Source organism: Pararcticibacter amylolyticus, assembly GCF_003130405.1.
Lineage (GTDB): Bacteria > Bacteroidota > Bacteroidia > Sphingobacteriales > Sphingobacteriaceae > Arcticibacter > Arcticibacter amylolyticus.
Genome location: NZ_QEAS01000005.1, coordinates 281,898 through 306,195, shown reverse-complemented (window position 1 = coordinate 306,195; position 24,298 = coordinate 281,898). Strand labels below are relative to the sequence as shown.

14 protein-coding genes are annotated in these 24,298 nt (G+C 44.1%); 5 read left to right on the top strand and 9 right to left on the bottom strand.

The annotated features are described in order from the left end of the window. From DDR33_RS08235 to DDR33_RS08215, 5 genes are all read right to left on the bottom strand, one after another. On the bottom strand, positions 1-3,998 hold a 3,998-nt coding region (locus DDR33_RS08235), incomplete at its 3' end, for an RHS repeat domain-containing protein (RefSeq protein ID WP_146198730.1). Then, positions 3,995-9,247: an RHS repeat domain-containing protein gene (locus DDR33_RS08230; RefSeq protein ID WP_146198729.1), complete on the bottom strand. Its 5,253-nt coding sequence runs from the start codon at positions 9,245-9,247 to the stop codon at positions 3,995-3,997. The genes DDR33_RS08235 and DDR33_RS08230, both read right to left, overlap by 4 nt. Positions 9,248-9,256: 9 nt before the next feature. Then, a complete protein-coding gene (locus DDR33_RS08225; RefSeq protein WP_109415287.1) occupies positions 9,257-9,820 on the bottom strand; it encodes a hypothetical protein in 564 nt (187 codons plus the stop codon). After that, the gene (locus DDR33_RS08220) at positions 9,817-10,398 is read right to left on the bottom strand and encodes an OmpH family outer membrane protein (RefSeq protein WP_109415286.1); all 582 of its coding nucleotides are present in this window, start codon (positions 10,396-10,398) and stop codon (positions 9,817-9,819) included. Before DDR33_RS08220 ends, DDR33_RS08225 begins: the two co-directional genes overlap by 4 nt. Before the next feature lie 24 nt (positions 10,399-10,422). After that, on the bottom strand, positions 10,423-10,794 hold the full coding sequence (locus DDR33_RS08215; RefSeq protein WP_109415285.1) for a hypothetical protein: 372 nt from the start codon (positions 10,792-10,794) through the stop codon (positions 10,423-10,425). Between the two features lie 404 nt (positions 10,795-11,198). On the opposite strand from DDR33_RS08215, the gene DDR33_RS08210 reads away from it, so the two are divergent. Then, the gene (locus tag DDR33_RS08210; RefSeq protein ID WP_109415284.1) at positions 11,199-11,963 is read left to right on the top strand and encodes a LytR/AlgR family response regulator transcription factor; all 765 of its coding nucleotides are present in this window, start codon (positions 11,199-11,201) and stop codon (positions 11,961-11,963) included. A 229-nt stretch (positions 11,964-12,192) separates the two neighbouring features. After that, positions 12,193-12,396: a helix-turn-helix domain-containing protein gene (locus DDR33_RS08205; RefSeq protein ID WP_202913682.1), complete on the top strand. Its 204-nt coding sequence runs from the start codon at positions 12,193-12,195 to the stop codon at positions 12,394-12,396. A gap of 123 nt (positions 12,397-12,519) precedes the next feature. Here DDR33_RS08205 and DDR33_RS08200 read toward each other — a convergent pair whose 3' ends face one another. The 4 genes from DDR33_RS08200 to DDR33_RS08185 are packed head-to-tail and all read right to left on the bottom strand — an operon-like array spanning position 12,520 to position 20,169. Then, positions 12,520-14,592: an alpha-glucuronidase gene (locus DDR33_RS08200; protein ID WP_109415283.1), complete on the bottom strand. Its 2,073-nt coding sequence runs from the start codon at positions 14,590-14,592 to the stop codon at positions 12,520-12,522. Positions 14,593-14,632: 40 nt separating this feature from the next. Then, positions 14,633-16,576, bottom strand: a complete 1,944-nt coding sequence (locus DDR33_RS08195) for a sialate O-acetylesterase (RefSeq protein WP_109415282.1) — start codon at positions 16,574-16,576, stop codon at positions 14,633-14,635. A gap of 40 nt (positions 16,577-16,616) precedes the next feature. Further along, positions 16,617-17,288: a fructose-6-phosphate aldolase gene (gene fsa / locus DDR33_RS08190; protein ID WP_109415281.1), complete on the bottom strand. Its 672-nt coding sequence runs from the start codon at positions 17,286-17,288 to the stop codon at positions 16,617-16,619. 37 nt (positions 17,289-17,325) lie between these two features. Next, positions 17,326-20,169, bottom strand: coding sequence for a glycosyl hydrolase 115 family protein (locus DDR33_RS08185; protein ID WP_109415280.1), 2,844 nt, complete (start codon positions 20,167-20,169; stop codon positions 17,326-17,328). A gap of 303 nt (positions 20,170-20,472) precedes the next feature. Here DDR33_RS08185 and DDR33_RS08180 point away from each other — a divergent pair, with 303 nt between their 5' ends. Genes DDR33_RS08180 through DDR33_RS08170 form a run of 3 tightly spaced genes read left to right on the top strand, consistent with a single transcriptional unit; the run spans position 20,473 to position 24,245 of the window. After that, positions 20,473-21,645 (top strand): endo-1,4-beta-xylanase, encoded by a 1,173-nt coding sequence (locus tag DDR33_RS08180; protein WP_109415279.1) that lies wholly within the window; start codon positions 20,473-20,475, stop codon positions 21,643-21,645. Beyond that, positions 21,626-23,173 (top strand): MFS transporter, encoded by a 1,548-nt coding sequence (locus DDR33_RS08175; protein WP_109415278.1) that lies wholly within the window; start codon positions 21,626-21,628, stop codon positions 23,171-23,173. Before DDR33_RS08180 ends, DDR33_RS08175 begins: the two co-directional genes overlap by 20 nt. Before the next feature lie 37 nt (positions 23,174-23,210). Next, positions 23,211-24,245, top strand: coding sequence for a glycoside hydrolase family 43 protein (locus tag DDR33_RS08170; RefSeq protein WP_109415277.1), 1,035 nt, complete (start codon positions 23,211-23,213; stop codon positions 24,243-24,245). Positions 24,246-24,298 lie beyond the last annotated feature (53 nt).

Below are 24,298 nucleotides of genomic sequence, written 5' to 3'. Positions count from 1 at the left end.
AATTGTCCAACTTTTGGAGCAGTATAAAACATTGATGCCATCCGGATGGCCTCCTTTTGGCCCACACTCCTTCCGTAATGGGCATTTACCCGGATTTCTCCATCATTATCTGAATCATGCGTATTAAAACCATATTCGCTTCCTGACTTCAATATCGGGCCTGGATCCCTTCCTGTAAAATATGCTACGGCGTGCCTCCAAAGTGCCCCAAATCGTGTATAACCACCATCCGGGTCTACTCCATTCACCGGATCATTCCCCATTCCCACATAGGGCGAATAGTACTGCCCGTAAGGATCCGTCGTCATCCACCTGCCAATAGTTGGATCATACATCCGCAATGCAAAATTCAGCCAGGCACTTTCTTTGTCTTTCTCTGCATACTGCCCCTGATAGCCATAACGATGATCACTGTTCGCGAGGGTCAGATCTGATCCGAAAGGATAATAATCAGAATAATACAGGACATCTGCAAGACCTCCGGAGGTTTTATTTTGGTTGATCACTACCCGGACATTACCCAGATGATCGGTTAATTCATACTGATAAGTTCCTGATGCCTTTTTATATATCCCCATCCTCCCGGCTGCATATACCGGCACTTCCTTCTCCTGCATGGAAGTGCCGTTATTATCATAGATGGCCAGTACATTCCCTCCGGCATCAGGAACATAATAGGTTGTAATCCCGGTTAAATGATCCGTTTTCTTAATCCTGTTGCCGCCTTCATCGTAAGCGAAAGAGATTTTTAACTGAGTTTTCGCAGCATCCGAATAGATTGCTGTAACCTTGCCACTAACATCATATGATAAATACATCCCCTGGCTACCCCTTATTTGGGCAGTCATCTGCCCAAGGTCGTCATACTGATAACTCGCATAGTTATCTACAGAGTTAAGCCTGTTAGTATTGGCCTGATAGCGGTAAACCAGTGAATTTATAACGGTTCCCGCATTGTTTGTTCTGGTTAGCCCCTGGATATTCCCGTGCTTGTCATAAGTTAAGCCATATTCCCGGTTCTTACCAACTGCTTCTGTAAACGAATCAAACATTGACGTATAAGTAGGACTACCGTATTTACTGTTGCTGAATTGATACTTGTCATCATATTCGTATGTAAACATTGCAGGATTGTTGACTGAAGAGCCGTATGCGCTAACTACCGATGCTGGTTTAGTACTTCTCCAGCTTTGTCCTCTTATACTTCCGTTATAGCTTTCGGGAGCAGTCGAGGCAACAAAGCTGTTAACACCTGTTCCTGGACGAACATAATCACCGTTAAAATACTCGAGTGTCATCCCGAAAACATCTGGAGCAAAGCCATTTGATGTACCATCTTTTCCAGGGTCTCTAGTCTGATCGGGATGATTTATTGCTTTGAGCCATCCCTGGGGGGTATAAGTATAGTCAACCCCCTGAAGGTTATCCGCAATTTCAACTCTTTTCAGCGGTCCGTGCAGGTAATAGTAGTATTTAGATTGCAGCTTTCTGGTAACGTTTGGATCCGTGGTAGTGTAAACTGCCTTTAATCTTCCCTCCCCATCATATTCATATTCATGAATGAATCGTTCTCCCGGAATATTCTTCTGATAGTCTACCTGGCTGACTCTTCCTTTGGCATTATACGTGTAGTCGATCGTTTTGATTCCGAGCCCGGTAATATGTTTTATTAGCCAGATCAATCGACCCTCACTATCATAGCTATACCATGTCTTTCCTTGTTCATTCTCTGTACGGCTGACCGTCCCTCTTAAGAAGAACTCATCCTGAACATAGCCTGCAACACCATGACCATTATCGGCATAATCATAAAAACTCTTTACCCACTGCTGTTTTGTACCACCAGTCAATCCCCCGTCTGTAGTTATACTCTCCTGCACCGTGATATTGGTTTTTGCTGACGCAAAACTGATTGTACCCGGTATATATTCTCCTGATTCTACAGGTCTGGACAGATAATCATAATTCGTGTAGGAAAAACGGCCTGTTTTGCGTTGTTCTGTATTTTGAGAGAAGCGAAGAGCTCCGTCTGTCCGGTAAATATATTCTGTTCTCCCTGCGTCAGAAGTTGTCATTGCGATAAGCCGCCCCCTGGTATCGTATTCATATTTTGTCACAAAAGGTACATCGGCAAGAGTATTATAAGCATTAATATTATCGATTAATTTCTTAACGCCTTCGGGGGCAATACTAGCAATCAACTGTCCAAGTTGATTATAGAAATTATAACTAAGATCGCCATAACTATTCGTGTAACTTAAACTCAAAGATATTAGGTTTGATATCTTATAATAACCCGCCTGCAATTGCAGCTGTGTGTCATTCACAATGCTTTCCTGTTCCGTTGACATATCTACCAGCGTTGCATTCAGAGCTACTATATTAACAGTACTGGGTTTAAGCAGAACAAAATAGTAAAGAGCAAAGATTGGTACGTGTTTTGTAACCGTAACACTCAAATCATTGCCAGAAAGGGCACTTACCAGCAAATTGCCCGATTTATCAGAAAAACTGATTATCTGTTTCCCGTTGGCATCTCTCTGTACCAATTGTACAGCTTCAATTGAAGAAGAAAGATTCCCGAGCTGTCCGATGCTGAAAAATTTGTTTCGTACCTGGATATAATGAGTTAATTCGTTGTTTACAGGAACACTATAACTACGCTGTTCCCGACCCAGGCCAGTTCTGAAAGCCTCTGCAACGTTCGAAGTCTTTTTTACCGAGCCTGATCCATCGCTATTATATACGGTTCTCATCAAGGGGTAACTGGTAACGGGCATATAAGGCTCGGAAGTATTACTGGGACTGTAGTACCTGCCGAGGCTGCCTGCAACTGATATCCCTAAAGGGTCAGGAGTATTTGTTTTCCCAAGATCAAAATTTGTGTAGTTATATTTTCCACCCTGACTATTGCTTACAAAATTGTCTTTATAAGAAAAATCCAGGTTGCCTATCGGTGCTGCTAAAGTACTTATTGCTGGCCTTCCCAACGCATCATAAAGAGTTTCGAAGGCGAGAACCTGAGCAGTGGAAAGGTTCCTTATTTGAGATTGAGTAGGTTGCCCTGCATTATCAAAAAAAGATTTAGATTCACCATCTATGTTCCCGTCATCATCGTAACTACGGCTAATAATCCAATTTCTATTTATATCTTCATTACCGATAGCAATAGTTGTAGTGATTGCTCCAATATTAGAATTCGAATATCCCTCCGAAGCCACATAGTAAGTTCCGGCAGCAAGTGTTACAGAAAGAGAAGCACTATTTTCACTGCATAGAAGGCCATTTCCACCATTTGTGTTTATCACAGAACCAGAGGAATTCACCAAATGCATCACCGTTCTAAGCCCAGATCCACAATGAGAAATATTTATCTTCTGGTTTTGTGAGATTGTAAACTTGTAAAAAATATCATCACCCGGTTCTCCAATCTCGTTACCGTAACAATTAGAAGGGTTGTTATTGAAGGTATGTGAAAAAGTTCCGCCTGGAACAATAATTCCCGCATCAATCGCATTTGCAAGCGTCGCACCCGCGGGAGTGGGCTGACTACTTATCCCGGTTATATTGAGAACTATGACCCCACTATTATTTCCATATCCTTCAGCAACTACATAATATGTCCCTGCGGATAACGAATACTGAATAGAAGCTCTTGTTCCCGAACATAACAGGCCATTATCATTGTTAGCAGTAATTAAAGAACCTGATCCATTAAGAAGATGAACATAAGTATCGAACCCCGAGTTACAGGTTGAGATATTCATCAGCGATGTGCCTGTCAGCGAAAAACGGTACCAGACATCCTCACTTGGCTGGCCATATTCATTTCCGAATCCACTGTTATTCTTAAAATCCATAAATGTTCTGCTTCCACAGCCACCAAAAGTTCCTGCATCTATGGCATTTGAGATGGTTTGTCCCTGTCCGCTGACAGAATTGATAAAAAAGAACAGACCAGACAAAACAGACAGAATGATCTTAACCGAGTTTTTCATAACTGCTTCTTTTGATAATTGTATAGATTCTCCTTGACGAGAACCATATTCCCTTTTCCCAGTACTTCTTTGTATACCTTTGTCAACCTTCCCACCGCATCGTATTCAAACCGAGTGAAAAGGTTATTGTTATCCAGAATATTGGTCAGTTCTCCCGTTAATGCATCGTACACATAACTATTGACCTGGGCCTGCAAAGGCTGAAACCGGAAATCGTCGAAAAATATATCTGTGGCCCCAAGTACGTTTGCACATGACACAGTGAGCACTTTAGTAGGATCTGAAAGAAGAGAACCGGGAATTTTTAGTTCGAGAAGATACCATCCCCTTGATTGCTTTTGAAGATTCAGAGTCGCAAAAACAGTGGTGGACGCTACAGAGTAATAAAGTCTGGCAGCAGAAAGGTTATTGGCGTTTGTCTGAAACCAAACAGAGGCAACATAGTCCTTTCCCAGTGAAGGTAATGCGGACAGTGGCAGAATGTAGGAAATACCCGTTTTGTTTGGAGCCACTATCAGACTCATTCTTCCTGAATGGGAAGCAGCACTGGCTATCGTTCCAGAGACATAATTGACATTCGTACTCAGCTTTCCATTAACGGGGGAACCATCTTCAAAACCAGCAAATGCCATTTCATTATAAGCAACATTCGATCCGGAAACAACTACTCTTCCATCGTTATAGCCCATTTTAGATGAAGAGCGGATACCATTTATATCAATACTTTCGAGAGGCTTTGAAAAAACATCAAATAATGAAACTTTACCTGTCTTCTTCCAGAAAGCGTTCTGAGAAACAGATTCCCAGTCAAAATCAACAAAATTACTTATTGCAGTAAGGCCGTCTGCCGTCTGTCCGTCCGGTATCCATGCATATGCGTCTGTTTTTCTCCACACCTTTCCATTTGCCGCTGCATCGTTCTGAATAATGTTTATTCCATTGCCATCTGTTACCGGCGTCTCTACTCCCCACAGCTGAACAGCAGAAGAAACCAATCCCAGTTTAGCATTGCTGTTATCTAGTTTATAAGTGTAAGTTGCCGCTTCCTGTGTTAACATATTCTTATTCAGTTGAGACTGCATCTTCAGTCCCATTTCCCAATATCTCCTGTACGCAGGGATCACTTCCTGCATAAATTTGTTACCATAACTATCTGTCACTATCTTTTGAGTGACAGCACCACTGTAAAAATCAAATGCCTGGTTTACGGACGAAGTCTGTATCCCCGTGGTGTTATCAACAACCGTCTGACCTGTGCAAATAGCAGGGTACTCTTCCCGTGCACTCATAGTGCCCATAACGTCCCAATTGGCATCAGAGCCGGTCCAAACATACTTTACCTCTGAATAGCGTTCTTTTATCAGGCCTTGCTTTTTATAGGCAACAAGACGTTGCTCATACATATTCATAAAATCAGAATAAGAAGAGCCCTCTAAGCCGTCATGCAGATAGTGATTGATCGTTTCACTTAGTTTATTCCCATATATATCGTATGCAGTCACCCGTTTTAATGCACCGATATTGCTTACAAACTTCTTAAGAACAAGGTTTCTTGTATAGTAGCTACTTAATCCAGGATCTTTCGGCGCAGATCTCCGGGGAGAAACGTCTTCTTTCCCAACCATATTTTTACGAAAAACTTCAAACTGATATACAGTACGGCCTGGAACCTGACGGGTCTGGTTGTCCATAGCGCTATAAACTTCTTTGGTAACGGTTACATACTCATACATCACTCCCGGTCCCGGGACTTCTCTTGATATACTTAACAGTCTGCTCATATCTTTATAAAGTTCCCGTCTGTAAACCTTCGCAGCTTCCTCTCTCACTGAAGTATTTGTAGATGTAACAGATGATGCAACGTTATCCATTTCCTGGGTTATTGGTTCATAAGAGGTAACACCCGATGACATCATTTGGTCCCGGTTCAAATATCCATATTGGGCTGTGCTCCTGACACCTGCAAGGTTATCAATCGTGACACTCTTCACCCTTATGCCACCGCCATAATATATATCATTTCCTCCGAGCTTAAGATTACCAGTTCTTATTGTTCCAGATCCTCCCCCATAAAGAATATCGTTAGTTAGATTAACAGGACAGTATATATACATATAATCGCCACTGATCGAAGTTATTCTGGGCGGTATAGAATAAGAAGAAGTAGAAATAGTCGTAAAGGTATTCCCACTTCCTTCTTTAAATAATGTCATATCAAGTTCATCTCCCACTTTGAACAGATCGTTCAAATTTTGTCCCTCCGTGTTGACATAGTAGTAAAAGTTGTTTCCCCCCTGGCTCGAAAAATCGCTAATGATGAGGGGACGGTTCTTATTTAAAATGGATTGTCCATAAGTATCCCCCTCATAATCTATGCTTATTTCTGCACCAAGGCCTGTTTTTATCGTTCTTAAAGACCACACATCTGTTGCCCTGTTCGATATCGGGTTAGTCAGCCGGTTTAGATTTTCGTTTGAAGTGCCCGAATAATCAGATTTAAACATTCCCCAAACGTCCTGCTGATCCTTGTTGTATGGCGGGTTTTTTGTCGTTCTTACCTCAAACGAGCCTGATCCCGAAAACTTACCGTTCTTTAAGCTATAAACCCAGTTATTGCCACTCTGAGCTTTCGAAACAATTACACCACAATAATCACCGCCACTTGTTTCCAGCAAATCCCCCGGTATAAATGCGCTGCTGCTGGTTATAAAGCTATTTGAAGTCAGGGTCCCTGTAGATGATTTAATCGCAGTAGCATCTAAACCGTACTGAAAGTCGATAGATGGCAGTAAATCCGCGCCTCCCACACCTCTAAACTTAACAGAATTAAGGGTTAATTTACCATATTTCGTAGAGGGACTATTGATATTATAGCTATTTACAGTACCCCGGACAAGGGAATAGTCGTAGTTAAAATCGATGATCCGGATTGCTTTAGCTTCTAATACCGCTCTTCCCACTGCGTTAACATCATTTTTATCCAAAACATTTGCGTGAAGCTCGCAATCTGAACAACTAATGCTTCTCCCTGGGGGAATATAGCTTCCTGATCCTCCGCTTGCCGGACTTATGATCGAAGCATCGCTATTATTGAGCAAATAGATCTTGTCCAGCCTCAGACTCTGGCTCGAATTTGTATTGAATACTCCTTCATTCTGATAATTTGACTCTGAGCTTATAGGGCTACCGGCCCAATTCTTGTTAAAAATTTCAGGCGACTCGCCCTTGGCATCATATCTCACATCTTTTTCAAAAAGAGCAGTATGGCTTCGTGTCCTAATGGCGTTTAGGTAGTAAACTTCTCTCTTTCCCATTGAGACAGATCTGAATCGATTATCATCATCCCGATAATATCCCTCCGATGGATTCCGCCAAGCATATTTATCAGACCATTTTCCATATTCAAAGCTAATCCAGTGTCCGTAGTCCTGGCTATCTATCACACCGACAGTGCCTCTATCGACATAATCCGGGCCGGTAATCGCTGTTAAGTACCAGGTATAAGCATATCCTTCATTTCTTGTCTGCCGGTTAAATTGAAGTACCGGGCTTCCAATAAACTCCTGGTACATTTCTTCATCGTAAGAGTAAGCCGGTAAATTATAATGATAAGTTACCCCGCTCTCACTTGTTATAGCAAAACCTGCAATGTGAGTAGCTGTTCCTGACTGAAAAGTATGTGCCTTCCTGTTTAACCCGTTTACAATGGGAGTAATAAATTTATTGTTCCCATAAGTTGAAACCGTTCCGTCTGACCTGGTTACCGAATAAGAAATATATTTTGATCCGGCGAGTTCATTACCGGAAAAGCCGCCTGCCCACTCATCATCTTCAATTAAAGGCCCATAATAAGGAGGCGGATAAGCAATGATCCTTGAATCAAGGTCTGCCATAAAGTCCGGATAGTTCTGTAAATAGTTATTTGAGAAATCATTCTCAAATCTGAACTCGGGAAAAGCTACAGCCGAGCTGTTAGTGATATATTTAACCGTTTGCACAATAAGGTTATCGCTGATCTTTTCCCACCGGTTTTGCTGTATAGCTTCGCCTTCAAACCGATATGGCCGCATCGAGCCGCCCAATCCCTGAGCAGTTACCTGATATTGATCGTACGAAGGGAATGAACCGCCCATACGCTTATTAGGTTCGGGGTCATCTACTATATTTTTGTCTTCTTCCTGAAGAGTATAGGCATCATAAGCAACCGCATCAGGAACGTCTATGTAATATTGCCACCCGGGATACAATGATCCATACATAAAGGATGACTCAGTTTCATTCGACCAGTATCTTGTCTTTGTACGGCTATATGAAGCAAAGATCAAATTGACGTCGGTCTTTTTTGTTTGAGTGGAAATGGAACCGGCTTTAGAATTTTGAGTAGACGCAGTATATCCTCCAACAGAAAATGATGAACCACCATCACTTGACATTGAAACTCCCAACACTCCTAATCTTTGGCTGATCATAAAACCCCCGGCTACCCCTTCCCTATTTACAGAGGCACCCAATCCCAGATCCATGGCATAAGGACCATATTCTGCTCCTATTCCTACTCCGCCATTTACAAACCAACCATCAGAACCACCACCTACATTCATTTGGGCAGAAAATGATCCCCACTTACCGCCTATTCCGGCCCAGGCACTATAATCTCCTCTTGTATTCGCACCGGCACCTGCACCGATGGTCAAGGGTGTATTTGGAATGCCGATTCCACCATTTATATCTGCACCGAAACTTCGCCCGAGAAACGTATCATTAGAAAAAGAAAGACCAAAGCCCAAATACCCAATCCCCCCAAACGCTGGAATCGAGAAACCTATTCTTGAGGCACTCTTTTTACCTCCCTCCCAATAGTCCCGCCTGCTTGATTGTGCCCCATACCAGTCGTCGGGAAAACCGTTCACTGCCCTGTTAATAGCACCGGGATTCAGAGTCCAACCGAGTCCTACCCAGCTAGCATCCTCATTCGGTTGTATCCCGGCATGATAAGACAGTGAAAGAGGGTAACCGCCTTCGGGGCCAGGGACTTCCAATAAAGGTAAATTATACGCCAGATCACCAGTGAGCAAATTGACCATATCTGTGGTATCTACCGGCTCAAAACTGGTTGCCTCCGGGGCTGTCGGGCCTGATGTTAAACCCAGGGCAACAGCAGGAGAAAACAATTGATTAAGCATAGTTACCAGCAAAAACATAGCAGTGACACGCTTAATTCGTGAATATGAATTCTTTTGATGGGACATGGCGTTTATTTAAATTTTAAGCTTACCTGAAATTTCCGTTACTTTTTTTAGGGCATCTTCGTCAAATTGGAAAGTCTGCGGCCCCAGATTTAAACCGAATTCGTTGATCTTAATCTCAAATCGTCCGGCGTTCTTCATTTCTTCCTGGCTAAAGACAATCAACAATTCGTTCCCGCCTGTCAGGCCAAAAGTCTGTTGGAAGAAACACGCCTCTGGCTCAATCAAAGATGTATTTTGTGAGACAAGCGATATATAACCAGGCATTCTGAATGAAAGGACATTTAATATCTCGCTATAGGAGTCATTATCCAGTTGTGGCAATAGTTCTTTGCCATTCCTGGAAAAAGTGAACAAAAAGTAATACCCTTTATTGGTGTCCAGCTTTGGATCCAGCAATATGGCCGGAATATATCTCATCTTTAAAGTAATTCCCCCCGTACAATTAACTTCACTTATGAGGCCATTTTTCTTGTCACCAATATATTCCTGTAACCCGGTTTTAGTTGTTATCTGAGAGGTACAGGATGCGGTTATCAGCAATGTCATGCCGATACAGGCGAGCATAATTTTCATTTTTTCGACGTTAAATACTCATCGTTCAGTTCCTGTAACACCCTGGATGTAAGATCCAGACCCTCCCGGGCATAGGCGATAGTTCCCGATTCATTTGCTATAAAGATCATCTTATACCCATTTTTCTTTCCATACTCCGTCAAGAAACTGTTAATAGTTGAAAATACCCCTTGCATTAGTTTAGCATTTTCTTGTTTGGCGTTCTCGCTAATTGCCCTCTGATAATTTACAAGCGCAGATCTCTTGGTGTTGATAAGTTCACGTCCCATCTTCTGCTCTCTCGCTGTCATACCCGGCAGATCTTTTTCATACTTTTTCATGGCATTCTTTACTTCTGTTTCAAGGGTATCGATATTCGCCTGCCATTCTGTTGCTTTCTTCTGAAATTCCTTTCTGGCTTTTTCTGATCCTTTATATTCGTTCAACAATTTCCCGGATTCTACATACGCTATTTTATCATTATTCCGGAAAGACAACACTAGCAAAGAAATAACCACTAAACTGAGCAGGACATTGAACAGGATAAGAAAAGTTGAAATGGACTTTTTTGATTCGGAAAAAGAATTCTTGTTGATCATGTGTATAGCTTGTATTGATTAGTTTTATTTATTCGAAAATGACTTTTCTTGTTTTTTCAGTAAGGGCGCTAGTTTTTCTTTACCATTCAATTTGCCTTCAACCTTAGAAAAGGACCCCAGCTTTTGTAATTTTTCACGTTCCAGAGCATCCAATTTGTCCACCTTTTGTTCCGTTGTCAGGGAGCTATCGTGATAGATCTTATTCGACAGATTGGTATAGTGTTCCATTAATTCAACAATCTTTGTTGCTGAATTAATGCTTATTTTCAATCTCTGGCTAAGAGAGTTGATCTTATTTTGTTTAAGCTCATTACTCCTGTGATCCTGTGCGTTTACATTTCCAGCAAGCAGAAAGAACAGCGATACAACAATTTGTATATTCTTTTTTATTTGCATAATGTTCTTTTTAGTAAGTTATTAAAGAATGGCAAGCGACAACTTCATTTGCAATAGCTTTTGCATAAGTAATTTCGCGACAATACCTTGTCGGAAAAAATCTTTAGACAAATGATAAGAAATATAGGGTAAGTGATACCTTTTCAGGGGGTAAACGTATCCTTTCTACGCCACTAAATCCCGATAATATATTGATGTTTTTCATTATACATCTTCCATTCAGTTAAAAAAACATCTACTTTTATTCCTAACAAAAATAGAGATTTAGCTCCCTTATAAACATAACAGAAAAATTACAACAACATTCTACTGAACTTATGTTTAGAAAATTATTATCTTTAATAATATCTTTTTCCGACACGTTAAAAAGAGAAAACAAACAATAGTCCCTAATCTATCATGATATGATAACCTGCTACGTAATAGGAGATCAGAACACTTTAAACGCTCTCACCTCTAGTTTTACTTCGTTCTCCCTAGAATGGGTTTTGGAATTGACCAACGATTTCTATGCCGCACTGAAACAGATAATTGTCCTGAAAACTGAATTAGTATTTGTTGATGAAAGACTGATAAAAGCTCATGAACCAGACTTATCTTTATTAAGGCAAGTTACAGTAGTTATTACAGTCCCCACTAACAACCTAACCGCCCAGTATCCAACTATTTATAATGCAAACGAGCACTTAAAGCAGGCAACCGCAGGTAGCCTTACAAGTGACAGAAATGTACGCAAATACCAAACCAGTCCGGAATCTCTTTTTATAAAAAAAGCAAAAAGCATCTATGGAATAATAGATGCCATTATTCCTTTTAAAGACATCATTTATATTGAATCTTTTGAGGACTATCTCAATATCCATATGGAGGGTGATAAAAACTATCGTACTCATATGACATTAAAAAGCATTACAACCGTTCTTTCTTCCGGTTTTCAAAGGATCAATAAGTCGTATATTATTAACAATTCAAAAATAACAGCTGTTGTGGGAAGGAACTATGTAATTCTAAATGATAATATTAAATACAAACTTCCTATCGGTACCACTTATAAATCGGGTTTCTCAAAGTGGAAGAAGCAGCATTTAAAAAGAGTTAACGATAAAAAGATTGATATTCCGGGTCTGCTGAGTATCTTCTTATTTGTCGATTGGTTCAGTATTTTCTAGACAGGTGATTTTTCAAGACATTATATCTTTACGTAGTGGTCAATGCACTTTCGGCAAAAGTTTGCTTTTAACTTTGCTGTGCTGGAATTGCAAGATTATACTTCCGTCGGACACAATAAAAGATGGCTGTTGGCTTGAGCTGGATTTGCGTATTTCATTTCTAGTCATTTTTATCATTCTAATTCGATAAAGATCCATTATGGTTACCGAATTTATATGTATATTATAAATGAAATTGAAGCCGATAAAAACGGAGAACGACTACATTGAGGCGCTCGCAAGACTCGAGAAGATCTTTGATGCCAGGAAGGGATCAAAAGATGGAGACGAATTGGAAATCCTTGGCATCTTAATTGAAAAATACGAGAACGAGAAATTTCCGATTGATTTACCTGATCCGATCGAAGCAATAAAATTCAGAATGGAGCAGTAGAAAGCTTACCACGGAATCATGTAAAAAAAGATCAACCAGCACTGTGATGCAACACCACAGGTCAGGCGATCAAAAACAGTTGTTTATGCTGAGTTTAGGTGCCCTGCAAATACGCCAGATACATCATTCAAAAATCAATATTGGTCTCTTTTTCTTTATAAATTCCAGACCGAACACAGGCCGCTCCAAATCGTAGGGTACCGGCCTCCTGCTGAATTGCTGAAAATAAAGAATGCAGCCGTCCTTCCATACCTGGGCATCAAGGGTCTGACGCATCAACAAGTTCTGAACCTGTAAAAACCGTTGCTTATCGACATAGGGTTCTGTCAGGTCCCAGGTTTTCTGAAATCCTCTGACCTGCTGTATTCCATGATCGTAGTGAAAGCAGATCTCATCCCATAGTGTTTTTCCGCTTTTGAGTTTAAAATCCCAGGGTAAGTGATGAAACCATAACAAGTACTTTTCGGGACAGGTCTGCACATCGTTGAGCTGAGATGCAAGGGGCTCGTGATACTGACTGACTGCATTACTGCCACTACGGGTACGGTTAAAGCCAACGCCATTGGTATCCGCCTGGTGGTAATACACTGAGGTCCAGTCTGGCCTTACACTCTTAGGTCCAAACCAGGGGCCCGGCCCGTAATGATCATCTGCTGAGAAGATATGGTGAAAGCCAAGGGGCATGGAGTAGTTCACGACAGCCTCTCTGCTCTCCAGCATCATTTCCTTTACCGGTTTTAGAAATCCGCGTTCCCAGTCGCCGTGCTTCTCTGATTTTCCATAAGCAACGTCCGGGTTATAGAAAGTCAGTTTTGTCCATTCATCTGCGATTTGTTCGCTTGTCAGCGTATGGTCCCAGGCCTGCCGTCCGAAGGCATACCAGTTGGCCTGTGCGAAGGGGTGCCCGCACCAGTTTAAATCAAGCCCGGTGTTTGCTACACCTGCAATGGCCGTATATGGGTATTTAAAGATGCTGCCATCCGTACAGCGGGCGACCGTGCTGCCCTTACCTTCCTGGTAAGTATCGCTCTTGAGACATTCTTCCCACATAGGAGCCAGGAAGGCCAGCTGGTAAGAGTGCCCGAGATACTCCTGCGTGATCTGGAGCTCGGGCATAACAGCCGTCTTTTTCATCGCCCCGAAAAGAGGGCTGAAGGGTTCCCTTGGCTGAAAATCTATAGGACCGTTTTTTACCTGTATGATGACATTATCCCTGAAAGCCCCGTCAAGGGGCATGAATTCGTTGTATGCCTGACGGGCACGGTCTTTTTCCTGTGAGCTGTAAACAAAGGCGCGCCACATCACGATGCCGCGATAGGGCTTCAGCACATCCGCCATCATATTCGCCCCGTCCGCATGGGTCCGGCCGAAATCCTGGGGACCGGGCTGCCCTTCGCTGTTTGCTTTTACAAGAAAGCCTCCAAAGTCAGGAATGAGCTTATAGATCTCCTCAGTTTTTACCTTCCACCACCTGATCACATCTTTATCCAGGGGATCAGATGTTTTTAGTCCCCCCAGCCTCACCGGCGAAGAGAAGTTCACAGACAAAAACGTTTTTATTCCATAAGGCCTGAGAATATCAGCAATAGCTTTTACTCTTTTAAGATATTCAGGGTCAAGTATACGGGGCGAGGCATTGACATTATTCAGAACGCTTGCGTTTATTCCTACCGAGGCACAGGCCCGCGCATATTCCTGCCAGAGAACTCTGTCATTTTGTGTTACCGCCAGGTCCTTATCTCCGCGCCAGAATATAGAACGTCCGGCATATCCCCGTTCCACACTTCCATCCAGGTTATCCCAATGATTCAGTAACCTGTACTCATAGGCAGGGTTGGAGACAACGGATTTTGCACTTTCACCAGTCTTCTGACGACGCAATAAATCATATACTCCATACAAAATACCTTTATCCGTAGAAGCATGTATGCCACGGGAATCCAGCATAAAACCATCTCCCTTTAATCTTTTATCTCTGCCCACTGAGAGGATTAACTTTGAGCCGGGTTCGCCCAGCCATCCGGCCTCCAGCTCTTTTACAGCGTTCTTTAATATAGGTGAACTTCCCTGACAAACAATGGTTACGGGGTTAGCTTTTCCCTTTCTTAGCCATAGCTGATGCCCGTTTTCAGCCCTGGCTGCGGTTGTCATGCATAGGATAATGCAGAAAATACCGGAAATGGTTTTGATGTTCATGATTAGTTACGTATTAGTTAGTAGTAAAAAATGTTTGCCGTTACTCATCCGTTCTGAAAGGAGATGCAGGCAATTTTTCAACATTATACAGATTGGGACCGACCGGATTATCAGCCCATGCATAGCGTACAAATTCAGGCTGCGGAACTTCATCCGACCAAACCTCCACTTTATCCCCCGTGATCCTGGCATTAGCCCACACAAACTTCCTGTCGGCTCCTGCTATAGCAAACTGAGAGAGAGGCTCGCCGTCTATGCTGATCAGCCCGCCGCCTGTGTGTAAAAAACTAACAATTATTTTATTTCCTTCTATCCTGGATGACTGGTAGAGCGGCCCGCTAAATACCAGGTCTTTTTCTCCGTAAAGGAAATGCCGTGCTATCAAAGCCAGGCGTTCGCCGACGTCTTTTTTATTATCCGGATGGATATCATTCCATTCGCCCAGGTCGATGGTCACAGCCATGCCTGTATTAGGAACCGACAATGTTTTTAAAGCCGCTTCCCGGATCACCGCCGAACCGCTCTCTGAGGGAAGATAGACCGCGTCGCCAAAATTCGGCAGCTGGACATAATAAAAAGGAAGGTTTGCCCTGCCAAACTGCTTTCTCCAATCTGCGATCAAAGCAGGCAGCAGTTTCCCGTATTCCTGTGCATTCCCGGTATTACTCTCTCCCTGATACCACAGTACACCTTTCACAGCATAAGATGTAAAAGGAGCGATCATGGCGTTAAACAGGGACGCCGGCTGACTTTGCTCTGAGAATGCATAAAATCCGCGGGATGCATTGTCCCGCCTGTAAACCTGCCCTACCTTATATTCCCAGTCACCTTTCAGATCCACCTCAACATCTTCCACCTTCAGAAAATAAGGTTTCACCGGAACGAAGCCACCTTTGCCTGAATTGTTCTGAACTCTGACCACCAGGATATTTTTCCCGGCCTTCAGAACTCCTTCCGGAACCTGATACCGTCTTTGAGGATACAGATAAGACGTGCTGCCCACCTGTTTCCCGTTAAGATATGCGATATCGGCATCAACAATCCTTCCCATAAATAAGGAAGCCTTTTTTCCTGCAACATGCACAGGCAGTTCAAATTCTTTCCGAAACCACACGACTCCGTCGAGATCGCGGATCCCCTGATCCTCCCAGTAGCCCGGAACATCGAAAGCCTGCCAGCCTTTCGGAACATAGGAAGGATCAAACCAGCTGACCGGTCCGCTCGTACCTTTGTCGGCATCTTTCATTCTGGCCGTGTTTCCGGCGGGCTGCCGGCGTTTCTGACTCATTACCCAGGCAGTATCCTTGTTACGGGTGATCACTTCCTTTATCCCGGGAAAACCGCTCAGTCCATCTTCGCCCGTCCACGCTTCGATAGTAGTACCTCCTACACTTGCATTAATGATCCCAACAGGCACATGATGCCTTTCAAAGATATTCCTTGCGAAGAAATAAGCTACTGCAGAAAAGGTGTTGACATCCTTCGGATTGGCGGATTTCCAATTGCCCGGCGGAAGATCGGCGGCAGGCCCCTCCAAGCGTGTAGTTGTTGGAATCCAGAATTGCCTGATTTGCGGATAGTCCGCCGTTTCGATATCTTTTGCATACGTGATGTTGTGGATGGCCAGTTGATGCACCATATTAGACTGACCGGAACATACCCAGACATCCCCGATCAAAATTTCCTTCAGTACAATGGTATTTTTCCCGCTTACAGTCATGGTGTAAGGCCCTCCTGCTTTCATAGCGGGTAACTGAACCTGCCAGCGGCCGCCCGGACTGGTCTTGCCTGCGGCGCTTTTTCCGTTGAAGCGGATCCGTACCTTTTCACCGGGAGATGCCCATCCCCATAATTTCAAAGGAGCGTTTCTTTGCAAAATCATGCTGTCTCTGATAATCTGAGGAAGCCGTACCTGTGCCGATGCCGAAAAAGACAGCACAGCCGACAATATGAGAGATGAGAAAAATATCTTAATACGCTGCATAAACGAAGAATTTTGTTTACCGGGCTTTTAAGCCCTAAGATCATCCGATAGCTGCCTGCGAAGCCGCCTTCTTATAGTCTGCCAGGAATTGCGCCAGGCCGTTATCTGTAAGAGGATGTTTGAGCAGTGCCGCGATTGCGGAAAGTGGCGCAGTGACGACGTCAGCTCCGATTTTAGCACATTCCACTATATGCATTGGATGACGCGCTGATGCCGCAAGGATCTGGGTGGCATATCCGTAATTGTCGTAAATAGTCCGGATATCTTCTATCAGGCCTAAACCGTCAGTTGATACATCATCCAGCCGGCCAATGAACGGGGATACATAAGTAGCTCCTGCCTTGGCAGCCAGCAAAGCCTGTCCGGCAGAGAAAACCAGGGTACAGTTGGTTTTGATCCCGCGGGATGTAAAGTATTTGATGGCCTTTACCCCTTCTTTTATCATGGGGACCTTCACTACAATCCGTTCATGTAACTTCGCCAGGGCTTCTCCTTCGGCTACCATTTCATCAAATGTAGTAGCAATCACCTCAGCGCTTACGTCGCCGTCTGTAATGCCGCAAATTGTTTTATAATGTTCTATAACCCTTTCATGTCCGGAAATCCCTTCTTTTGCCATCAGGCTCGGATTGGTGGTAACGCCGTCCAATACGCCCATTTCATGTGCTTCTTTAATTTGAGCAAGGTTTGCAGTATCGATAAAAAACTTCATAATGATATTTAATTGATATTTTGTTCTATTTTTAAAGTTATTTCTTTGCGCTTTCGGGAGGACCGAGGTAAGAGTTTTTTACCCCTCCTGCATCGATAATGATCCTTTCGACCACTACAGCCGGATCAATTGCCCACAGTTTCAATGTATGAGCTCCTTCAGATTTCAGCTGATGCTTTGATGTCAGGATCCTGATATTCCGGGCGACAGATCTTTCCCATCCCCAATCAGGGGATGCCCCGTTTATTTTGACCACCTGAGGCTCGCCGTCATCAATGGAAACTGCATATCTCATACCACCTGTATTATGGAAGTCGATGGTCGGAGCCACCAGTACATTCACACTCACCTCTCCTTTACTAAATGAATGAAAGTCGTATTCTGCACACGGAGCCTGAGGCCCGGCAGAAAAAGGGGAAGATGTAACGGGGAAAGGACTGATAGCGGAGGAGGTTTTTCCATAACCGGGAATGACCGCCCAGGAAGCATTGCCATGTTTCCGGAGCCTGCTGTAACCAGCGGCCTCCATGGCTATCACCCCATTGCTTTCCACATACCCTTTTATTTTTTCACCCTCCGCCGGGTTAAACACTTTTACTAAAACAGAGTAAGTACGGTCCCCGCATTTGACAGCAAGCGGTACCTGGTGTTCTCCGCGGGGAGCCTTCTTCCAGTCAATGCTGACCTCTATTCTTTTATCTTTTTCCAGAAGCCCGTCAGGGGAGCTGACCGTTACGAAAGAAGAGCCGGAGGATATTGCATACTGCAGGGGAGTTTTCCCGGTGTTGAACAATTCCATAAAGTAAGATTGCTGTGACCAGGGACTGAATGCCGGTAATACTGCTACCGTGTCTGATTCCGGCCACCATTTGGCGGTGTTTTCCAGTGCAAGGCCTGCATATCCTTTTTCGGGCACCTCTATTTCGTCTACGCGTGGCATTATATTCGTCTCGGGCTGCTGCCATCCAGTATAACCGATATGAGTCTGATCCATCATGTGGTTCCACTTGCCGCCGGCGATATCCTGATTATAGATCCTGCTTATCTCTGCATCCCGGGCAAATAAATCTCTGACCTTTGATGCAAGTTCATTAGTGGAAGCACGCCGCTGACCAGCATACAGCCTGTTCAAAGCCACGGCATAATAAAGTTCGTAAAGATTTGAACAGGCCATCACGGGATGAAGAACAAGCTGAAAATAACTGTCCCGGTATTGCGCCGGTAAAAGTTTACCCGTTTTCTCAGCCCGGCTGAGAAGTTCCCGGTAGTCTGATGTCACCCTTTCAAATTCCCTGTAATGATGCAGGCTGTATGTTTTTTCACTGAGAAGTTCGGGCTTCACCCTTCCGTTAAACCTGGTGTAAGAAGAGATGATGTCTGCTATTTCGCCGGCATGTGCAGCGCCGAACTGAGCTTCCGCCCATAACCGGGTATAGTCCTGCAGCTTGTCTGATGTCCATTGCTCCGGATTCCAGGCATAGTCAAGAAAGAACTCAATCGGAAATTCCATTGGTTTAAGATCTCCGACGTTCACGAGCCAGAGCCGGTCTGCCCCATACTCCCTGGCTAGATGCATTTGTTCCCATACTTTGGTAATGGGGTTGGTATTTAACCATTTATAGTTCCTCGGTCCCCCTACATAATCAAAGTGATAATAAATACCATATCCGCCTGCCCTTGGCTTATCTTTCAGCTCAGGAAGCTTTCTTATATTCCCCCAGTTGTCATCGCAGAGAAGCAGGGTGACATCGTCAGGGACGCGCATCCCTTTATCGTAATACTCCTGGACCTCTTTATAAAGAGCCCATAGCTGGGGAACCTTTTCCGCCGGCTTCCCTGTTTCCTCTTCCAGTATGCGGCGCTGGGCAGAGACTATTTTCTCAAGCAGGCTGATATTGCTTTCTTCGCTCATCGGTTCATCTCCATCTCCCCGCATACCTATCGTCACGACGCTTTCATTACTCCCCATCCTCCTGATTCCCTGTCTCCAGAATTCATCCAGGCCAGAAGCGTTGGTCGCATAATTCCATTGCCCTCCTCCAGCAAACTTTTTCCATTCTGCATGAGCCCGCATCATCGGTTCGTGATGGGAGGTTCCCATTATCACGCCCATATCATTTGCCAGGCGCGGGTTTTCAGGGTCGTCCGAATTGAAGCTGTTTCCCCACATAGCAGGCCATAAATAATTGCCTTTCAAACGAAGAATCAGTTCGAACACTTTTTCATAGAACCGGTGATTAAATCCGCCGAACTTTTCATGCGCCCACCCTGATAAGGCAGGGGCTTCGTCATTCAGAAATATTCCCCTGTATTTTACCGCCGGCTCTCCGAGTGTATATCCCCCCGGCTTAACATACAATTGATTCCGTCTGGTAACCGGCACATCCGCCCAGTAATACCATGGAGAAACACCCATCTGAGCGGACAATTCGTAAATTCCATATATAGTACCACGCTTGTCGCTGCCGGCAATAACAAGAGCTGACTCTACACCTTTCAACGGACTTTTGACGACCTGGATAATGAACTTCTCGTTTTTTCCGGAAAGTCCGTTCTGAGGAAGCTTTCCCGTCCTGATTAAATCATCAATTATAAGAGACTTGCCGGCCGTTCCGATTATTATCCTGTACCTGCCGGCTGCTTCAGCAGGTTCATTCCCTGTTACTTTTTTAAAATCATCCCTTAAACTATTTATAGCCAAAAGAACCCCTTTATGGTCACGGGAGTCAAACAGAAGGGAAACTGCCCGGCCACCAGTCACCATAGGGAAATAATCTTTCCCTTTTTCGGTATAGACAAAGCGGTCTTTTACAATGCTGCCGGCATGAATACAGGCAGTTGCCGAAAACACCAGGAATATCAGGAGTACTAGTTTTTTCACACTTTCGCTAATCTTAAATCAGGTTGATAAAGGGTCTGTTATTGTATGGGACAAAGTTACCAGCCTGTTTTTGCGGGAATGAGAGGATTAACCAAATTGATAGTACAAATGTTCATCCGGATATTTTTGTCCTTAAAAGAAGCCCTGCCAGGGCAGCTTTGCCTGTTTGACCAGATTACCTGTCTGCGATAAAACATTTGTATCATAAAAATAGCTAAAAGTCCCCTTTCTTGCTGCCGGGGTATCCTAGTTTTACTTTCCTGACCAGCACGAATAAAAGCCAGTTAGAATTAAACCCTTTATATGAACAAAGCGCGTTATTTAGTAACCATTATTCCTGTATTCCTTTTGTTGGACAGTTGCCGGAATCCGCGGAACCTGACAGCCATACAAAAGGCTCCAGCCCTTAAAGAGAGCTTCAAAGACGATTTCCTGATTGGCACAGCTATTAACGAGTATCAAATACTCGAAAAGGACCCTAAGTCTGCAAAAATCCTGTCTGAACAGTTCAATGCGGTTACACCGGAAAATGCGATGAAAGCGGAAGAGATACATCCCGAATGGAACGTGTATCATTTCGATGTGACAGATAAACTTATTTCCTATGCAAAGCGGAATAAGATGAAAGTTACCGGCCATACCCTTGTGTGGCACAGCCAATTGCCGGCTTTTGTCCACAGAATGAAAAGTGCAGACTCAGTCCGCATGTTCTTTAACAGCCATATCCAAACAGTAGCTTCAAGATACAGGGGCAAGATCGACTCATGGGATGTGGTGAATGAAGCATTGAATGAAGACGGAAGCATGAGGACGTCTATCTTTTACGAAAAACTCGGGGAGGACTATGTGACAGATGCTTTCAGGCTTGCCCAGAAATTCACTCCCGAAGCCAGGCTGTATTATAACGACTACAATATAGAGCAGCCGGCAAAAAGAGCGGGTGCCATCCGGCTAATCAAGAAAATACAGGCGGCGGGCGTACGGATTGACGGAGTGGGGATCCAGGGACACTGGAACATCGACAATCTTCCATTGAAAAATATTGAAGATGCCATTTCCGAATTTTCCGCGCTTGGGCTTGAAGTAGCATTTACAGAACTCGATATCAGCGTATTGCCTACGCCTTTTAAATCCAATGAAGCAGATGTAGGTAAAAAAGCAAGGTATGCAGCAACATTAAATCCCTACACGGCCGGACTACCCGATTCAGTTCAGAAAAAGCTGGCTGACAGCTATGAAAAAGTATTCCGTATCTTCTTAAAGCACCGTGACAAAATCAGCAGGGTGACGGTGTGGGGAGTTGCAGACGGCGTGTCATGGCTTAATAACTGGCCTATTCCGGGCAGGACTAACTACCCGCTTCTTTTTGACAGGGAATTCGCGCCGAAACCTGCTTTTTACAGGCTCATAAATCTTAAGAAAAAAAATTCCTCCAATATCCTAAGTGATAATAACCATGCACAGTTCAAACAATAACTCATCTGTATCAGATATTCTGGCAGATAAAGGAGTGCCCAAAAGACAAAAGCTCTCAGTTACCGAAAAAATAGGTTACAGTCTTGGTGACCTGGCGGCAAATCTCATTTTTCAAACGTTAATGGCGTTTCTCGCCTTCTTTTATACCGATATATATAAGATACCTCCTGCTTCTGCCAGTCTTATTATGCTGATCGGTGGTGTAGTAGGGGCTTGTTTTAATCTCGCTATGGGTGCAATAGCCGACCGCACCAATACCCGGTGGGGAAAATTCAGGCCATGGGTGTTATGGACCGCAGTCCCGTTTGGAATAATCTCCCTGCTGGCCTTTTCGACACCAGGATTTAATGAAGGCGGGAAAATTGCTTACGCCTTTATTACATACTTCCTGCTGGTGATTGTTTATTCGGCCAACAATCTCCCCTACTCCGCTCTGAGCGGGGTGCTTACCGGAGACATGAAAGAACGTAACAGTCTGGCATCCTATCGTTTTGTGGCTGTAATGATCGCACAGTTCACCATCCAGGTACTGCTTTTGCCGCTGGCGCTTTCACTGGGAGGCGGCGACAAAGCTAGTGGATTCGAAAAGGTGATGCTCGTTTTCGCTGTTACAGGAGTGATCTGTTTCATTATTACATTCCTGACAACCCGGGAACGGATTGCTCCCCCAAAAGAGCAGAAAACCCCGCTCAAACAAGACCTGGCTGACCTGGGTGCTAATAAGCCGTGGATCATTATGCTGGTGCTGACCATCCTGGTATTCACAACGCTTGCGACCAAAGGAGGAATGAATATCTTTTATTTCAAATACTACCTGACAGAGGCAAGCCAGGTTGAATTCCTGGACATTGTAGGATTTAACAGTATCATCAGCGGATTGAGCAACATTTTCCCCCCCCATGCATTTGAAGAATTTACGAAACCGGGGAGTGCCCCCTATGCTGTCGCCAGTTTCACGAGCGCCTTCAGTACTATTTCGATGATCCTGGGAATATTCCTCTCAAAGCCATTGGCTGACAGGTTCGGGAAACGGAATATTTACGGGTGCTTTCTCGCCCTCTCGGCAATCTGTCTGATCGCGATCAGTTTTTACTCAAATGCGGCTGTTGTTGCAGTCTTCGTTACACAAATCATTCATGGATTTTTGTATGGAATTACCATTCCTCTTCTCTGGGCAATGATTGCCGATGTGGCGGACTATTCGGAATGGAAAAATAACAGGCGGGCGACTGCCATCGTTTTCTCTGCTATGATCTTCGGACTGAAAGTCGGGCTCAGCGTGGGAGGAGCTTTGTCAGCATGGTTATTGGGTATATTTGGATATGTTCCCGATGTGGCTGTACAGGCTGAATCGGCAACGAATGGCATAAGGATGCTTATCAGTACCATTCCGGGCCTCATATTTATTGCGGGAGCCATCCTTTTGTTCTGGTATCCTATCAGTAAGGAAACAGAACTGCAAATAGAAAAGGATCTGAGGGAAAGAAGAGAATCTGGTTCGGAGATCAGAACAGAGATAGTGGAATAAAAGTATTTGTATCGTTACATTATAAAATTTTCAATTTATGCCGGAAGATCCGATAGATCATATTGATTTTGATGACTTAAACAGGAGGGCTATATCGCAGCCTCTCGTTAAGCACATTTACACAGCCGATCCCTCGGCACATGTTTTTGACGGAAGGATCTACATTTATCCTTCGCACGATATCGAAACAGATATCCCCTTTGATGACCTGGGCAGTCATTTTGCCATGGAAGATTATCACGTATTATCCATGGATTCGCCGGGGGCAGAGGTAACAGATCATGGTGTCGCCCTTCATGTAAAAGACGTTCCCTGGGCCAAACAACAGATGTGGGCGCCCGATGCAGCCTTTAAAGAAGGCACCTATTATCTTTATTTTCCTGCTAAAAGGGCCGACGGTATCTTCCAGATCGGCGTAGCAAGCAGCAATTCGCCAAGCGGCCCCTTTACTGCCGAACCGGAAGCTATTAAATGCAGTTACTCTATTGATCCCGCCGTTTTCTGTGACGACGACGGTAAGCATTATATGTATTTCGGAGGAATCTGGGGCGGACAGCTACAACATTACCGGGACCATAAATACAGTGAAGAGAATTTGGAACCGCTGCCCCATGAAAAAGCCCTTGGCCCGAGAGCAGCATTGCTTTCAGACGATATGAAAGAGTTTGCAGAACCGGTTCGTGAGCTCCTGATTGTCGACGAAAACGGCGAGCCTCTGTTAGCGGGCGATCACGACCGGAGATTTTTTGAGGCCTCCTGGATGCATAAATATGAAGGCAAATATTACTTTTCATATTCTACCGGCGACACTCATTTTATCTGTTATGCAGTGGGAGACAATCCTTACGGACCTTTCACTTACAAAGGGATCGTGCTTCATCCCGTGGTAGGCTGGACCAACCATCATTCAATAGCCGAGTTCGAAGGTTCCTGGTACCTGTTCTATCACGATTCGTCATTATCCCGGGGCGTTACACACCTGCGCTCTGTTAAGGTGGCGCCGCTTAAGCACCTCAGTGACGGAACGATTGAAGAGATCATTCCTTATTCGGCGAAACACGCCTCTGTCTGATACATTTATCAAACAAAGGCTTCTCCATTTCTGATTTACCGGGCGGTGTTATA

Excerpts from the sequence above, each read along its gene's own strand:
- DDR33_RS08230 (WP_146198729.1), bottom strand. The coding sequence starts at position 9,247 with ATGTCCCATCAAAAGAATTCATATTCACGAATTAAGCGTGTCACTGCT.
- fsa (WP_109415281.1), bottom strand. The coding sequence starts at position 17,288 with ATGAAGTTTTTTATCGATACTGCAAACCTTGCTCAAATTAAAGAAGCA.
- DDR33_RS08205 (WP_202913682.1), top strand. The coding sequence starts at position 12,193 with ATGAAATTGAAGCCGATAAAAACGGAGAACGACTACATTGAGGCGCTC.
- DDR33_RS08220 (WP_109415286.1), bottom strand. The coding sequence starts at position 10,398 with ATGATCAACAAGAATTCTTTTTCCGAATCAAAAAAGTCCATTTCAACT.
- DDR33_RS08170 (WP_109415277.1), top strand. The coding sequence starts at position 23,211 with ATGCCGGAAGATCCGATAGATCATATTGATTTTGATGACTTAAACAGG.
- DDR33_RS08200 (WP_109415283.1), bottom strand. The coding sequence starts at position 14,592 with ATGAACATCAAAACCATTTCCGGTATTTTCTGCATTATCCTATGCATG.
- DDR33_RS08195 (WP_109415282.1), bottom strand. The coding sequence starts at position 16,576 with ATGCAGCGTATTAAGATATTTTTCTCATCTCTCATATTGTCGGCTGTG.
- DDR33_RS08210 (WP_109415284.1), top strand. The coding sequence starts at position 11,199 with ATGATAACCTGCTACGTAATAGGAGATCAGAACACTTTAAACGCTCTC.
- DDR33_RS08225 (WP_109415287.1), bottom strand. The coding sequence starts at position 9,820 with ATGAAAATTATGCTCGCCTGTATCGGCATGACATTGCTGATAACCGCA.
- DDR33_RS08215 (WP_109415285.1), bottom strand. The coding sequence starts at position 10,794 with ATGCAAATAAAAAAGAATATACAAATTGTTGTATCGCTGTTCTTTCTG.
- DDR33_RS08175 (WP_109415278.1), top strand. The coding sequence starts at position 21,626 with ATGCACAGTTCAAACAATAACTCATCTGTATCAGATATTCTGGCAGAT.
- DDR33_RS08180 (WP_109415279.1), top strand. The coding sequence starts at position 20,473 with ATGAACAAAGCGCGTTATTTAGTAACCATTATTCCTGTATTCCTTTTG.